Below are 14,367 nucleotides of genomic sequence, written 5' to 3'. Positions count from 1 at the left end.
AAGGGGGAGGTGCGGCGATATTAATCTGCCATAAAACAAAACCCCCGGCCTGGGCCGGGGGTTTTGTGATCACTCGTCGAGGAAGGAGCGCAGATGCTCGCTTCTCGTCGGGTGGCGCAACTTGCGCAGCGCCTTGGCTTCGATCTGACGAATCCGTTCACGGGTCACGTCGAACTGCTTACCAACCTCCTCGAGGGTGTGGTCGGTATTCATGTCGATACCGAAGCGCATGCGCAGTACCTTGGCTTCACGGGCTGTGAGGCCGGACAGCACTTCGCGAGTCGCTTCTTTAAGGCTCTCAACGGTAGCAACATCGATTGGCGACTGCATGGTCGAGTCTTCGATGAAGTCACCCAGATGGGAGTCTTCGTCATCACCGATCGGGGTTTCCATGGAGATCGGCTCTTTTGCGATCTTCAATACCTTGCGGATCTTGTCCTCAGGCATTTCCATGCGTTCGCCCAGCTCTTCCGGGGTCGGTTCGCGACCCATTTCCTGCAACATCTGCCGGGAAATACGGTTGAGCTTGTTGATCGTCTCGATCATGTGCACCGGAATACGGATGGTGCGGGCCTGGTCGGCGATCGAGCGAGTGATCGCCTGACGGATCCACCAGGTGGCATAAGTCGAGAATTTGTAGCCGCGGCGGTATTCGAACTTGTCTACCGCTTTCATCAAACCAATGTTGCCTTCCTGGATCAGGTCGAGGAATTGCAGGCCACGGTTGGTGTACTTCTTGGCGATGGAGATCACCAGACGCAAGTTGGCTTCAACCATCTCTTTCTTCGCGCGACGGGCCTTGGCCTCGCCGATCGACATGCGACGGTTGATGTCCTTGATCTCGGCGATGGTCAGACCGGTTTCGGTCTCCAGCGCGGTCAGCTTCTGCTGGCAACGAATGATGTCCGGCTGCAGGCGACCAATGGCTTCAGCGTATTTGCTTTTGCCTTTGGCCAGTGCGTCGGTCCAGCTTTCGTCGACTTCGTTGCCCGGGAACTGGCGCAGGAAATCGGCACGTGGCATGCGAGCATCACGTACGCAGAGCTGCATGATTGCACGCTCTTGCTGACGCAGACGGTCCAGGGCACTGCGAACACGCTCGACCAGGCCTTCGAATTGCTTCGGCACCAGTTTGATCGGCATGAACAGCTCAGCCAGCGCCAACAGTTCGGCGATCGCCGCCTTGTTGTTGCGACCGTGCTTTTTCAGGGCCTTGCGGGTGATTTCCATCTGATCGGCAACAGCGCCAAAACGCTGTGCGGCGATGACCGGATCCGGACCGCTTTCGGCTTCTTCTTCGTCGTCCGAAGATTCAGCTTCATCGTCGTCGGTATCGTCGTCCGCTTTCACGGCTTTCGGATCGATCGGTGGCGGCACTTCGGCGGCAGGCGGCGCAATGCCGTCGTCCGGGTCGATGTAACCGCTCAGGACGTCAGACAGGCGACCACCTTCGGAGGTGACGCGGGTGTACTCGGAGAGGATATGGTCAACCGTGCCAGGGAAGTGCGCGATTGCGCTCATCACTTCACGGATGCCCTCTTCAATACGCTTGGCGATTTCAATTTCGCCTTCACGAGTGAGGAGCTCTACCGTACCCATTTCGCGCATGTACATGCGCACCGGGTCGGTAGTGCGACCAATGTCGGTCTCGACCGCTGCCAACGCAGCAGCTGCCTCTTCGGCCGCGGCTTCGTCGGTATCGGCGTCGGCCAGCATAAGGGAATCCTTATCTGGCGCAACCTCGAATACGTTGATCCCCATGTCGTTGATCATGCGGATGATGTCTTCCACCTGTTCCGGATCTGAAATATCCTCCGGCAGGTGGTCGTTGACCTCCGCGTAAGTCAGGTAGCCCTGCTCACGACCCAGTGTGATCAACTCTTTGATACGAGACTGCTGTTGCGCTTTTCCGGACATAACACCCTATCCACTGAAGGTCTTGGCGGGCAAAAAACAAGCCGAGGATTATACCTGAGCTATGACCTCACGCGCCAGTTGAGGTCGGGTTTGGTACAGCCATATTGCGTTTTAATAGGTCGCGCATCTGATTTGCGATCTGATTTGCTTCCTCGGCAGTCAATCCTGGCTGCTTCGCTTTCCTGATGAGTTCTTCCAGGCTATCGGTGTGCTGACCCGCTGATAACCTAGTAATGGTGTCTAAAAACTGTTGTTCAAGGTTGTCGCCCTGAATCAGCCATTCCTTTTCTGCCAGGGCCTTGAGCAAGCGTCCCTGTTCGGTGCCGTGCCAGCGGGCCATGAGCTGAATTGAGTTTAGCTTAGGATTTTTTTGCACCGCCTCGATGAGGGCTACCAGCAACTGTGCGTAGGTGTTGCTCTCATTGGCGAAATGGTTGGCGGTTTCTACCTTGCCAGCCAGCTGCGGATGATGAATCAGCGTGCGTAGCGCAATCAGCGTAGGTGCTTCGACCGCAATCGGTTTGCGCGGTGGTTGATCGCGATCGCCGCCCCGTTTGCCGTTCTTGTCCCACGGTTTTTTGTCCCATTTCTTGCCGCCCGCGCCGGGTTTCTTAGGCGTCCATTCCTGTTGCGGCACATACATTTCTTGCGATTGCGGCTGATGATAGTCGCTGAAATCGGGCATTGCGTCGTAATCGAAGCCGGGGTCGTATGCCGGTGGCGCTTCCTGTGGGGCGCTTTGAGCCAGCTGACTTACCGCTTCGCCGCTCAGACCGGTGATTTCGCTCAGGCGCTGACGCATCAGGATGCGCAGGTTGGCGCCAGGCACTTTGTCGATCAGCGGCGCTGCGAGGGTGGCCATGTGGGCCTTGCCTTCGAGCGAGCGCGGGTCCGATTCTTCAGTCAGTTGCTGGAAGAAATAGTCGGCCAGTGGTTGTGCGTGCTGGTTGATGCGTGCGCGGAAGGCATCGGTGCCTTCGGAGCGGATCAGGGTGTCCGGGTCTTCGCCTTCGGGCAGGAACAGGAAGCGTGCGCGGCGGCCATCCTGCAGGCTCGACAAGGTCGCTTCCAGCGCACGCCAGGCGGCATTGCGGCCGGCCTGGTCACCGTCGAAGCAAAACAGCACGTTGGGCACGACGCGAAACAGTCGCTTCATATGCTCTTCGCTGGTGGCCGTACCCAGCGTCGCGACGGCATTGCGCAAGCCTTGCTGGGCCAGGGCAATGACGTCCATGTAACCTTCGACGACGATGATTTCGTCGAGGTTGCGGTTGTTCTTGCGCGCCTCATACAGGCCGTAGAGTTCCTGGCCTTTATGGAACACCGGGGTTTCCGGGGAGTTCAGGTATTTCGGCTTGTCATCGCCCAGGACCCGGCCACCAAAAGCAATGATGCGCCCGCGGCTGTCGCGGATCGGGAACATCACGCGGTCGCGGAAGCGATCGTAGCGTTTGCCGGTTTCGGCGTTCTCGATCAGCAGGCCGGCGTCGATCATGACTTTTTGTTGCAGGGTATCGCTGCTCAGGTGTTTGAACAGGTTGTCCCAGCCCGGCGGAGCAAAGCCCAGACCAAAATCACGGGCGATTTCGCCAGTCAGGCCACGGCCTTTCAAATAATCCACGGCAGCTTTGCGCGATGGATGGCTTTTCAGGGCCTGGCGATAGAAGTCGGCGGCAGCGGTGAGCAGCGCATACAGCGGCGAATCGGTCGGTTGCCGCGGCTTGTGCGGGCGGCCGCTTTCTTCGCGGGGGATTTCCATGCCGGCGGCTTTGGCCAGTTCTTCGACGGCCTGGACGAAATCCAGGTTGTCGTGGTCCATGATGAAGCCGAGGGCATTGCCGCCAGCGCCGCAGCCGAAGCAGTAATAGAACTGCTTGTCGGGGCTGACGCTGAAGGACGGTGTTTTTTCTTTGTGGAACGGGCAGCAGGCGGTGTGGTTCTTGCCGGCTTTTTTCAGTTGCAGGCGCGAGCTGACCACATCGACGATGTCGGTGCGGTTCAGAAGGTCGTCAATGAAGCTCTGGGGAATTAGCCCGGCCATGGCGTTCTCGTCATCTGCGCTTAAAGGTGCCCGAAACGAAGGGCGGCCAAGCACGGGTCATTGTTTGAGGCGCGCAGGGTATGCGGCTCGACCAGTGTCGTCTGCGTAATCGCTATCGGGAAGTGTATCTGCCGAAAATCCACTGACGTTAATGCTCATCAGCAATCGACTGGTTGAAAGTGTTGCGCTGAATCCGGCTGCGACCCGTAACAGGTCTCGGATAGCTCATCATTTGGCATGCGTGTGATGCCTTGGGCTGATCGTCGTGAGAGGAATCAGTGAGTGTGCTCGTCAGTAGCCTTGAAAGGCTCGTCAGAAAAGACGTGCACCGCTGGCAAAAGAGCCAGGTCTGACGTGATGAAGCAGATTTGTCTCGGTCGCATCTGCGGCTTCGACGGTGAAGCATCAAGCGTTTTACGCAAATGCCATTAGCCCGGCTGAGGGCCGGGCTTGGCAGAAGCTTGCTACGATCGTCTGTGTATTAGTACAGACGAACGGCGCGGCGCTGTTCGCGCTGAACTTTCTTGGCGTGACGCTTAACAGCGGCTGCTGCTTTGCGCTTACGCTCAGAAGTTGGCTTCTCGTAAAATTCGCGGCTACGAACTTCAGCCAGTACACCGGCTTTTTCGCAGGAGCGCTTGAAACGACGCAGAGCTACGTCGAAGGGTTCGTTCTCTTTTACTTTGACGGCTGGCATCCAGAGCTACCTTCATTCATTACCGGGGTCAACATCCTCGCGGCAAAAGAGCACTTGAAGACGTCGGTTTTTAAGGGTTGCGGATGTTAACCCCTCATCGCTCGGAATGCAAAGCCTCTGATCGAAAACCGCTGGTCGGGGCATCACGCGGCGACTATTATGCGCGCCTTCGAATTCAGCCTAAACAAGGCGCAAACCCATGCTAGTACTGGGATTAGAAACCTCCTGCGACGAAACCGGTGTCGCATTATATGACAGTGAACGCGGCCTGCTGGCCGACGCGCTGTTCAGTCAGATCGACCTGCACCGCGCCTATGGCGGCGTGGTGCCGGAGCTGGCTTCGCGTGACCACGTCAAACGCATGCTGCCCTTGATTCGTCAGGTGTTGGCCGAAGCCGACTGCGTGCCGACCGAGATCGACGCCATCGCTTATACCGCGGGTCCTGGCCTGGTCGGAGCATTGCTGGTGGGTGCTTCCTGTGCTCAGGCGCTGGCCTTTGCCTGGGGCATTCCGGCGCTGGGCGTGCACCACATGGAAGGCCATTTGCTGGCGCCGATGCTGGAGTCGCAGCCGCCGGAATTTCCGTTCGTCGCTTTGTTGGTGTCCGGTGGGCATACGCAGCTGGTTCAGGTCGATGGAATCGGTCAGTACACGCTGTTGGGCGAGACACTGGACGACGCCGCCGGTGAAGCCTTCGACAAAACCGCGAAGATGATGGGCCTCAATTATCCGGGCGGACCGGAGATTGCTCGCCTGGCAGAGCAGGGCGTTGCAGGACGTTTCCTCTTCCCGCGTCCGATGTGCGACCGCCCGGGCCTGGATTTCAGCTTCAGTGGCTTGAAAACCTTCGCGTTGAACACCTGGCAGCAATGCGTCAGCGCCGGGGACGACGGCGAGCAAGCCCGTTGCGACATCGCGCTGGCGTTCCAGCAGGCCGTGGTGGAGACTTTGACCATCAAGTGCAAGCGGGCTTTGAAAGCAGCGGGCATGAAGCGTCTGGTGATCGCTGGGGGCGTCAGTGCCAACAAGGCTCTACGCGCTTCGTTGGAAAAAATGCTCGGGGACATGAAGGGTAATGTGTTTTACGCCCGTCCTGAGTTCTGCACTGACAATGGCGCAATGATCGCGTTTGCCGGGTGCCAGCGTTTGCAGGCGGGTCAGCAGGAGAGCCTGGCCATTAGCGTGCAGGCTCGTTGGCCCATGGAGCAGTTGACGGCGTTGTGATCAGTGGCGTTCATCTACGGCCACTAAAAATGCCGTTCGCGCCCCGCAAACAGGTCGCGTAGATTGCCGCGATGGCGCCAGACGATCAGCCCCGTGAGCGCGCTCATGGGCAGCAATGCAGCCGGTTCCTGCCAGGCCAGTAGCGGCAGGGTCAGTGGAGTAGCGATCAGGGCAGCCAGTGAGCTGGTACGGGTCAGGTAGAACGTCAGCAGCCAGGCGCAGACTGCCAGCAGCGCGGCGGGTGGATACAGGCCCAGCAACATTCCGGCAGCGGTGGCGACGCCCTTGCCACCGCGAAAACGGAAGTACAGCGGGAACAGATGACCGATGACGGCGCAGACGCCGATCCAGGCCTGATCCTGCAGCGAAAGACCCGCAACACCGGCGATCAGCACAGGCAGCAGGCCTTTGAAGAGATCGCCGAGCAAGGTCAGGATGGCGAGTTTTTTGCCAGCCAGGCGCAACATGTTGGTAGCGCCGGCATTGCCGGAGCCACTCATTCGCGGATCGGGGTTACCGGTCAGGCGGCTGAGCAAAATGGCGAAGGACAGAGAGCCGAGCAGGTAGGCGAGGATCGCCAATAACCAAAACATGCTAACTATTCCGGGCGAGGACGCCCTGATTCTAACGGCGCATTGCGCCCTTGTCGTGTAGCGGAGAAAAGTGCTTGGACAGAGTGTTTATCGAGGGCCTGGAAGTCGATACCGTGATTGGTGCCTACGACTGGGAGCGGGGCATCCGGCAGTGCTTGCGTCTGGATTTGAGCTTCGCCTGGGACAATCGCCCTGCCGCCGCCGGTGATGACCTGACCCTGGCGCTCGATTACGCGAGCGTTTCGTCGCGCATTCAGGCGTTTGCCGAGCAGGCGCAGTTCCAGTTGGTTGAAACGTTCGCCGAGCGTTTGGTTGAAGTGCTGATGAGCGAATTCAAGATCACCTGGATGCGCCTCAAGCTGACCAAGCCTGGTGCCGTTCCTGCCGCTACCGGTGGCGTGGGTGTGGAGATCGAGCGCGGATGTCGCTAACCCAGGTGTATCTCGGGCTCGGTAGCAATATCGAGCGCGAAGCCCATTTGCAGGCCGGCCTGGACGCCTTGGCGGGTTTTCTGGTGGATATTCGTTGCTCGGCGGTTTTCGAAAGTCAGCCGGTGGGGATCAAGAGCGGACCGTTCTTCAATTTTGTGGTCTCGGCGTATACCGATCTGCCGCTGATGGAACTGGATCGCCGCTTGAAGTTTATTGAAGCGGATAATGGTCGTTACGCACCTGATCGCCGAGGATTGCCGCTGGATATCGACGTTTTGTTGTTCGGTGATCTGGTGGGCAATTTCGATGGCTTGATCTTGCCACGGGCAGAAATTCTGAAAAATGCTTTTGTGTTGTGGCCGTTGTCGTTGATTGCGCCGGATCGGGTGCATCCGGGTGTAGGCAAAAACTTTGCGACGCTGTGGGATGAGGCGCAGATTGATCAGGTGTTGGCGCCAGTGGCTTTTGAGTGGCGCGGCAGTCAACTGACACCTTCAGATTTGTTGTGACATTTATCACGCGATCGCGGGCAAGCCCGCTCCCACAGGTACGATGCAATCCCTGTGGGAGCGGGCGCGTCGGTCAGGCCGACGCAGTCTCTTTGTAGGTTTTCAAGGCCTTGAGCCGCTCACGCTTGATCGCCTCACCCAACTCCGGCCCCTTGAATCCCTTCTCCAGCAACGGCTGAACCGCCACGCCGCGAGCCGCTTTCGCCGCGCCGCGCAAGTAATCCGCCTGTGGATAACTTCTCTCTTCCAGTCCTTTGCGTCCACGGGCATCCATCTCGCACGCCGCGATGAACTCCTCGAAGCGCTGCGGCCGACGGTAAACGTCGAAGCTCTGCAACAGCTCCAGCAAGGTCGACGGTTTCAGCTCCAGGGCACGATGCCCATGGGTGTGATACTCGCCCACCAGCACCGCCAGTTCCTGACAATCCCTCGGCGCCTTGAACCGTTCATTGACCGCTTTGATCAGTTTCAGCCCCTTGAATTCGTGGGCAATGTGCCGTGGCCATTCATCTTCCGGCGTCAGCCCTTTGCCCAGGTCATGCAGCAGGCAGGCCCAGCGGACGGTCAGCGGTTGTTTGTGCTTCGCGGCTTGTTCAAGCACGCTCAGGGTATGCACGCCCGTATCGATTTCCGGGTGATGAGCCTCCGGTTGCGGCACGCCGAACAGAGCGTCGACTTCCGGCATCAACTCCTTGAGCGCGCCGCATGCTCGCAGCACTTCAATAAATACCTGAGGCTGATCTTCCATCAATGCGCGGGAAATCTCTTTCCAGCTGCGTTCCGCTGTCAGCGCTTGCAGTTCACCTGATTCGCTGAGCTGGCGCATTAGCTCAAGGGTTTCGGGGGCAACGGCAAAACCGAGCCCGGCATAACGCGCGGCGAACCGGGCAACGCGCAGAACCCTGAGCGGATCTTCGGCAAATGCGGGCGATACGTGGCGAAGAATGCGCGCTTCGAGATCGCGCTGGCCATGGTAGGGGTCGGTCAGGTTCTGCTGGTCGTCTTCGGCGATGGCATTGATCGTCAGGTCGCGACGGATCAGGTCTTCTTCGAGGGTGACTTCAGGGCTGGCGTGGAACGTGAACCCGCCGTAACCGCGGCCACTTTTGCGTTCGGTCCGGGCGAGGGCGTATTCCTCACCGGTTTTGGGATGGAGAAACACCGGGAAATCGGCACCGACAGGCCGAAAGCCTTGGGCGAGCATCTCTTCGGTAGTGGCGCCGACCACCACGCGGTCGATGTCGGTGACAGGAATGCCCAGCAGGCGATCGCGTACTGCACCGCCGACTTTATAGATCCGCATAAAAAACCTCCGTTAGCTCGACAGGATAACCGTTGCGTCGGGCTTTCGGAGGCCGAAACAGCATCAAAGATGAATGACGGCCAGGTCCAGTCGGCCGTAATCAGCTTCGCTGTGCTCGCTTCTGGGTGGAACATGGTGGGTTTTCATCACCTGGTCCCCTTGCAGGGTTTCCAGATGAATGTCGAAGCCCCAGAGCCGGTGCAGGTGTTTGAGCACTTCCTCGGTGGACTCGCCCAGCGGCTTGCGGTCGTGTTGCTGGTGGCGCAGGGTCAGCGAGCGGTCGCCGCGGCGGTCGATGCTGTAGATCTGCACGTTGGGTTCGCGGTTGCCCAGGTTGTACTGGGCGGCGAGGGTTTCACGAATGGTGCGATAGCCGCCCTCGTCATGTATCGCCGGGACCAGCAAGTCGTCCTTCTGGTCGTCATCGAGAATGCTGAACAGCTTCAGATCACGAATCACCTTGGGTGACAGGTACTGCAGGATGAAGCTCTCATCCTTGAAGCTGCTCATGGCGAACTTGATGGCTGCCAGCCAGTCGGTGCCGGCAATGTCCGGGAACCAGCGGTAATCCTCTTCGGTAGGTTCTTCGCACATGCGACGGATGTCTCGGTACATGGCAAAACCCAAGGCGTAGGGGTTGATGCCGCTGTAGTAAGGGCTGTCGAAGCCAGGCTGGAACACTACGCTGGTGTGGGACGTCAGGAACTCCATCATGAAGCCGTCGGTGACCAGGCCTTCGTCGTACAGGTCGTTCATCAGGGTGTAGTGCCAGAATGTGGCCCATCCCTCGTTCATCACCTGAGTCTGGCGCTGTGGGTAAAAATACTGGGCGATCTTGCGCACGATGCGCACGATTTCCCGCTGCCAGGGCTCCAGCAGCGGCGCATGTTTCTCGATGAAGTACAGGATGTTTTCCTGCGGCTCGGCGGGGAAGCGTGCGTTGTCCTTGTCGCTGTACTTGTCCGCGCCTTTGGGAATGGTCCGCCACAGATCGTTGATCTGTTTCTGCAGGTGTTCCTCACGGTCCTTTTGCCGGCGGCGTTCTTCTTCGGCGGAAATCGGATAAGGGCGTTTGTAGCGGTCGACGCCGTAGTTCATCAAGGCGTGGCAGGAGTCGAGCAGGTCCTCCACCGCGTCGATGCCATGGCGTTCTTCGCACTGCATGATGTACTGCTTGGCGAACACCAGGTAATCGATGATCGAACTGGCGTCAGTCCAGGTACGGAATAGGTAGTTGCCTTTGAAAAAACTGTTATGCCCGTAGCAGGCATGTGCCACGACCAATGCCTGCATGCAGATGGTGTTTTCTTCCATCAGGTAAGCGATGCATGGGTCGGAGTTGATCACGATTTCGTAGGCCAGCCCCATCTGGCCTCGTGAGTAGGACTTTTCGGTGCTGAGGAAGTGTTTGCCATAGGACCAGTGGTGATAACCCAGCGGCATACCGACGGAGGCGTAGGCATCCATCATCTGTTCGGCGGTGATCACTTCGATCTGGTTAGGGTAGGTGTCGAGGGCGTACCTTGCCGCAATACGGCTGATTTCGCGGTCGTAGGCCTGGATCAGCTCGAACGTCCATTCGGAGCCGGTGGAAATGGGTTGGCGCTTCTGCTCTTTGGCGGTCATGTCACTAACCTGCGCTGGAAGAGTTCACGGAAGACCGGATAGATATCCCCGGCCGAGACCAGTTGTTGCTGGGCAAAAGTGTCAGAAAAGGCTTCGGCGATGCGCTCGTACTCGTACCACAGGGCCTGATGTTCGCGTGGGGTAATCTCAACGTAAGTGTAGTACTGCACGAACGGCATGATCTGGTTGATCAGAATGTCGCGGCAGATCGGCGAGTCGTCGTTCCAGTTGTCGCCGTCGGAAGCCTGGGCGGCGTAAATGTTCCATTCGTTGCTCGGATAGCGCTCCGCCATGATCTCCTGCATCAGCTTCAGGGCGCTGGAGACGATGGTGCCGCCGGTTTCGCGGGAGTAGAAAAACTCTTCCTCATCCACCTCGCGGGCACTGGTGTGGTGGCGAATGAACACGACGTCGATCTTGTCGTAGTTACGCTTGAGAAACAGGTACAGCAGGATAAAGAAGCGCTTGGCGATGTCCTTGGTCGCCTGGGTCATCGAGCCGGACACGTCCATCAGGCAGAACATCACAGCCTTGGAGCTGGGATTGGGTTGCTTGATGAGCAGGTTGTACTTGAGGTCAAAGGTGTCGAGGAACGGCACGCGATGGATGCGTGCGCTGAGTTTTTCGATTTCCGCTTCGAGTTCCTGGATATCGCCGAAGTTATCCGGTTCTTCCTGCTTCAATCGCAGGAGTTCTTCCTTGGCTTCGCGCAGTTTTGCGCGGCTGCTGCCGGACAGGGCGATACGTCGTGCATGGGCCGAGCGCAGGGTGCGGATGATGTTGATCCGCGACGGGTTGCCCTCGTTGCTGATCCCGGCTCGTACGGTCTTGAAGGTGTCGGTGCCGGTCAGGTTGCGTTTGACCAGGTTGGGCAGCTCCAGATCCTCGAACATGAATTCGAGGAACTCCTCCTGGGTGATCTGGAAGACGAACTCGTCCATCCCTTCACCGGAGTTGCCGGCCTTACCAGGGCCTCTACCGCCGCCGCCTCCCGGTGGACGCGCAATGTGCTCGCCGCTGGTGAATTCCTTGTTGCCGGGGTGTACGACGGTTTGTTTACCGCCGCGACCATGGTGAAGCACCGGCTCGTCGATATCGCGACCGGGAATGCTGATTTGCTCGCCGTGCTCCATATCGGTAATGGAGCGCCGACTGACCGCCTCTTCGACAGCCTTTTTGATGTGATCACGGTAGCGCCGCAGAAACCGCTGACGGTTCACCGTGCTCTTGTTCTTGCCATTGAGACGTCGGTCGATCACATAGCTCATGACTGCTCCTTAGAAGCTGTCCTGAAAGGGGCGAGCGCTCAAGCAGCAGCCAACCGGGTACCAAGGGAAGTAAACGCTCCCCCAAGCGCCGAAGATACTGCCTGAATCTCGCTACCGACTTTCGAACACCTTCCAGAGGCCTGTGTAGCAGAAAAAGCGCACACAGGTCTCTGGCTGACGACAACCGGTCTGACCGGCAGCGGGTTATTGTGATTTTCTGACCCGCAGATACCACTCGGACAGCAGTCGTACCTGTTTGTCGGTGTAACCCCGCTCGACCATCCGTGTGACGAAGTCGTTGTGCTTCTGCTGGTCTTCTTTGCTGGCCTTGGCATTGAAGCTGATGACCGGCAGCAGGTCCTCGGTGTTGGAGAACATTTTCTTCTCGATGACCACCCGCAGTTTTTCGTAGCTGAGCCAGGTTGGGTTCTTGCCGTTGTTGTTGGCCCGGGCACGCAGTACGAAGTTGACGATTTCGTTGCGGAAATCCTTCGGATTGCTGATGCCGGCCGGTTTCTCGATTTTTTCCAGCTCCTCGTTCAATGCCACGCGGTTGAGGATTTCGCCGGTTTCCGGATCGCGGTATTCCTGGTCCTGAATCCAGAAGTCGGCGTACAGCACGTAGCGGTCGAAGATGTTCTGGCCGTACTCGCTGTAAGACTCGAGGTACGCGGTCTGGATCTCCTTGCCGATGAATTCGATATAACGCGGTGCCAGGTATTCCTTGAGGAAGCGCAGATAGCGTTCACGGGTCTCGGCCTGGAACTGTTCCTGCTCGATCTGTTGTTCCAGCACGTAGAGCAGGTGCACCGGGTTGGCGGCGATTTCGTGCGGATCGAAGTTGAAGACCTTGGAGAGGATCTTGAACGCGAAACGGGTCGACAGACCGTTCATGCCCTCGTCGACGCCCGCGTTGTCGCGGTATTCCTGGATCGACTTGGCTTTTGGATCGGTGTCCTTGAGGTTTTCGCCGTCATACACCCGCATCTTCGAGTAGATGTTGGAGTTTTCCGGCTCCTTCAGGCGCGAAAGAACAGTGAACTGGGCCAGCATCTTCAAGGTGTCGGGCGCGCAATGGGCTTTGGCCAGCGAGCTGTTGAACAGCAGTTTGTCGTAGATCTTCACTTCGTCGCTGACCCGCAGGCAGTACGGCACTTTGACGATATAGATCCGGTCGATGAAGGCTTCGTTGTTCTTGTTGTTGCGGAAGGTGTGCCATTCCGATTCGTTGGAGTGAGCGAGCAGGATCCCGGTGAACGGAATCGCGCCAAGACCTTCGGTGCTGTTGTAGTTGCCTTCCTGCGTGGCGGTCAGCAGTGGGTGCAGCACCTTGATCGGCGCCTTGAACATTTCGACGAATTCCATCAGGCCCTGGTTGGCCCGGCACAGTGCGCCCGAGTAGCTGTAGGCGTCGGCGTCGTTCTGCGGGAATTCTTCCAGTTTGCGGATATCGACCTTGCCCACCAGTGCCGAAATGTCCTGGTTGTTTTCATCGCCCGGCTCGGTTTTGGCCACGGCGATCTGGTTGAGGATCGACGGGTAGAGTTTCACCACGCGGAACTGGCTGATGTCGCCGCCGAATTCGGCCAGGCGTTTAGTCGCCCATGGCGACATGATGGTGTTGAGGTAGCGCCGAGGAATCCCGAAGTCTTCTTCGAGGATGGCCCCATCTTCAGTGGAGTTGAACAGCCCCAGCGGCGATTCGAAAACCGGCGAGCCCTTGATGGCGTAGAAGGGCACTTTTTCAATCAGTTGCTTGAGCTTCTCGGCCAGGGACGATTTGCCGCCGCCAACAGGGCCGAGGAGGTAGAGGATTTGTTTCTTCTCTTCCAGGCCTTGGGCGGCATGGCGGAAATACGACACGATCTGGTCGATGCATTCTTCCATCCCGTGGAAGTCTTCAAAGGCCGGATAGCGGCGGATCACCTTGTTGGAGAAGATTCGCGACAGCCTCGAGTTGGTCGAGGTGTCGAGCAGCTCCGGTTCACCGATAGCCAGGAGCAGACGCTCGGCGGCGGAAACGTAGGCGCTACGGTCCTTTTTGCACAGTTCGAGATACTCTTGCAGCGAGAGTTCTTCCTGGCGTGTGGACTCGAAACGTTGTTGGAAGTGGCTAAAGATACTCATGACGTCACCTCGCTCGATACGTGGAGCCGACGCCGGATCACTCAGTCGATGCTGGCAGCAACCGAACAGGCAGTCGCTGTTTACCCCCCAGAAACCTTTCGAAGCAGACGCCTCCGAAAGCTACTCCCGATGATCCGCGCGCCGGTGTACCGGCTCTCCCCTGTTTTGGATGGCCTGCGCTTAAGGATAGTTGGGAATTCAGGAGGTAAAGGCGAGATACGTAATTAGTTGTGGCAGACCGTTCGTCTGCCACCGCGCGAGCCCACGGCAGCCGCGGGCTTGCGTGTTACAAAAAAATTATTCGCAAGTGCCTTGCGCCGTTTCCGAAGGATAAGTCGTACGCCACAGCTCAAAACCGCCATCCATACTGTAGACGTCGGAGAAGCCCTGACTGATCAGGTAGGCGGCAGCGCCCTGACTGGAATTCCCGTGGTAGCAGACCACCACAGTCGGCGCATCAAGGTCGGCGCCCTGAATGAAAGCGTGCAGTGAGTGGTTGTCCAGATGCTTCGAGCCGCTGATGTGCAGCGCCGCAAAGGTTGCTGGATCACGGACATCGACCACCACCGCGCCTTGTTCACGCAGGGCTTGGGCCTGTTCCGGGGGAATACGTTTGAATTCGCTCATGGC

Annotated in this window: 12 protein-coding genes; 3 read left to right on the top strand and 9 right to left on the bottom strand. The window is 58.2% G+C overall.

The window, feature by feature from the left end; genetic code table 11:
- Positions 1-69 precede the first annotated feature (69 nt).
- The 3 genes from rpoD to rpsU all read right to left on the bottom strand — a co-directional run bounded on the left by rpoD (position 70) and on the right by rpsU (position 4,655).
- Entirely contained in the window at positions 70-1,917 is a 1,848-nt protein-coding gene (gene rpoD, locus M5G20_RS08565) for an RNA polymerase sigma factor RpoD (protein WP_150736124.1), read from the bottom strand.
- Between the two features lie 67 nt (positions 1,918-1,984).
- On the bottom strand, positions 1,985-3,958 hold the full coding sequence (gene dnaG, locus M5G20_RS08560; protein WP_150703844.1) for a DNA primase: 1,974 nt from the start codon (positions 3,956-3,958) through the stop codon (positions 1,985-1,987).
- 481 nt (positions 3,959-4,439) lie between these two features.
- The gene (gene rpsU / locus M5G20_RS08555) at positions 4,440-4,655 is read right to left on the bottom strand and encodes a 30S ribosomal protein S21 (protein WP_002551877.1); all 216 of its coding nucleotides are present in this window, start codon (positions 4,653-4,655) and stop codon (positions 4,440-4,442) included.
- A 199-nt stretch (positions 4,656-4,854) separates the two neighbouring features.
- On the opposite strand from rpsU, the gene tsaD reads away from it, so the two are divergent.
- On the top strand, positions 4,855-5,880 hold the full coding sequence (tsaD, locus tag M5G20_RS08550) for a tRNA (adenosine(37)-N6)-threonylcarbamoyltransferase complex transferase subunit TsaD (protein ID WP_273918778.1): 1,026 nt from the start codon (positions 4,855-4,857) through the stop codon (positions 5,878-5,880).
- Positions 5,881-5,903: 23 nt separating this feature from the next.
- On the opposite strand, the gene plsY is transcribed toward tsaD, so the two are convergent.
- Complete coding sequence (plsY, locus tag M5G20_RS08545) at positions 5,904-6,473, bottom strand: glycerol-3-phosphate 1-O-acyltransferase PlsY (RefSeq protein ID WP_075946162.1); 570 nt, start codon at positions 6,471-6,473, stop codon at positions 5,904-5,906.
- A 74-nt stretch (positions 6,474-6,547) separates the two neighbouring features.
- Here plsY and folB point away from each other — a divergent pair, with 74 nt between their 5' ends.
- Positions 6,548-6,904 carry a dihydroneopterin aldolase gene (gene folB / locus M5G20_RS08540; RefSeq protein WP_008051601.1) on the top strand — a complete coding sequence of 119 codons (357 nt, stop codon included), beginning with the start codon at positions 6,548-6,550 and terminating at the stop codon, positions 6,902-6,904.
- Positions 6,895-7,413 carry a 2-amino-4-hydroxy-6-hydroxymethyldihydropteridine diphosphokinase gene (gene folK, locus M5G20_RS08535; protein ID WP_273918776.1) on the top strand — a complete coding sequence of 173 codons (519 nt, stop codon included), beginning with the start codon at positions 6,895-6,897 and terminating at the stop codon, positions 7,411-7,413. The genes folB and folK overlap by 10 nt, the downstream gene beginning before the upstream one ends.
- Positions 7,414-7,486: 73 nt before the next feature.
- Here folK and M5G20_RS08530 read toward each other — a convergent pair whose 3' ends face one another.
- From M5G20_RS08530 to glpE, 5 genes are all read right to left on the bottom strand, one after another.
- Complete coding sequence (locus M5G20_RS08530; protein ID WP_273918775.1) at positions 7,487-8,716, bottom strand: multifunctional CCA addition/repair protein; 1,230 nt, start codon at positions 8,714-8,716, stop codon at positions 7,487-7,489.
- Between the two features lie 63 nt (positions 8,717-8,779).
- Positions 8,780-10,342: a SpoVR family protein gene (locus tag M5G20_RS08525; protein WP_075946159.1), complete on the bottom strand. Its 1,563-nt coding sequence runs from the start codon at positions 10,340-10,342 to the stop codon at positions 8,780-8,782.
- A complete protein-coding gene (locus M5G20_RS08520) occupies positions 10,339-11,610 on the bottom strand; it encodes a YeaH/YhbH family protein (RefSeq protein ID WP_150736129.1) in 1,272 nt (423 codons plus the stop codon). The genes M5G20_RS08525 and M5G20_RS08520 overlap by 4 nt, the downstream gene beginning before the upstream one ends.
- Before the next feature lie 204 nt (positions 11,611-11,814).
- Positions 11,815-13,737: a PrkA family serine protein kinase gene (locus M5G20_RS08515; RefSeq protein WP_053162938.1), complete on the bottom strand. Its 1,923-nt coding sequence runs from the start codon at positions 13,735-13,737 to the stop codon at positions 11,815-11,817.
- A 297-nt stretch (positions 13,738-14,034) separates the two neighbouring features.
- Positions 14,035-14,364, bottom strand: a complete 330-nt coding sequence (glpE, locus tag M5G20_RS08510; protein ID WP_064680100.1) for a thiosulfate sulfurtransferase GlpE — start codon at positions 14,362-14,364, stop codon at positions 14,035-14,037.
- Between the last annotated feature and the right edge of the window lie 3 nt (positions 14,365-14,367).

It is taken from the genome of Pseudomonas sp. TNT2022 ID1044, from assembly GCF_028656895.1.
GTDB lineage: Bacteria > Pseudomonadota > Gammaproteobacteria > Pseudomonadales > Pseudomonadaceae > Aquipseudomonas > Aquipseudomonas reinekei.
The sequence above is the reverse complement of the archived record's forward strand: the minus strand, read 5'-3'. Positions and strand labels throughout refer to the sequence as shown.

What these genes read in the sequence shown, in the direction of transcription:
- rpoD (WP_150736124.1), bottom strand. Translation starts at nt 1,917, where the DNA reads ATGTCCGGAAAAGCGCAACAGCAGTCTCGTATCAAAGAGTTGATCACA.
- dnaG (WP_150703844.1), bottom strand. Translation starts at nt 3,958, where the DNA reads ATGGCCGGGCTAATTCCCCAGAGCTTCATTGACGACCTTCTGAACCGC.
- rpsU (WP_002551877.1), bottom strand. Translation starts at nt 4,655, where the DNA reads ATGCCAGCCGTCAAAGTAAAAGAGAACGAACCCTTCGACGTAGCTCTG.
- tsaD (WP_273918778.1), top strand. Translation starts at nt 4,855, where the DNA reads ATGCTAGTACTGGGATTAGAAACCTCCTGCGACGAAACCGGTGTCGCA.
- plsY (WP_075946162.1), bottom strand. Translation starts at nt 6,473, where the DNA reads ATGTTTTGGTTATTGGCGATCCTCGCCTACCTGCTCGGCTCTCTGTCC.
- folK (WP_273918776.1), top strand. Translation starts at nt 6,895, where the DNA reads ATGTCGCTAACCCAGGTGTATCTCGGGCTCGGTAGCAATATCGAGCGC.
- M5G20_RS08530 (WP_273918775.1), bottom strand. Translation starts at nt 8,716, where the DNA reads ATGCGGATCTATAAAGTCGGCGGTGCAGTACGCGATCGCCTGCTGGGC.
- M5G20_RS08525 (WP_075946159.1), bottom strand. Translation starts at nt 10,342, where the DNA reads ATGACCGCCAAAGAGCAGAAGCGCCAACCCATTTCCACCGGCTCCGAA.
- M5G20_RS08520 (WP_150736129.1), bottom strand. Translation starts at nt 11,610, where the DNA reads ATGAGCTATGTGATCGACCGACGTCTCAATGGCAAGAACAAGAGCACG.
- M5G20_RS08515 (WP_053162938.1), bottom strand. Translation starts at nt 13,737, where the DNA reads ATGAGTATCTTTAGCCACTTCCAACAACGTTTCGAGTCCACACGCCAG.
- glpE (WP_064680100.1), bottom strand. Translation starts at nt 14,364, where the DNA reads ATGAGCGAATTCAAACGTATTCCCCCGGAACAGGCCCAAGCCCTGCGT.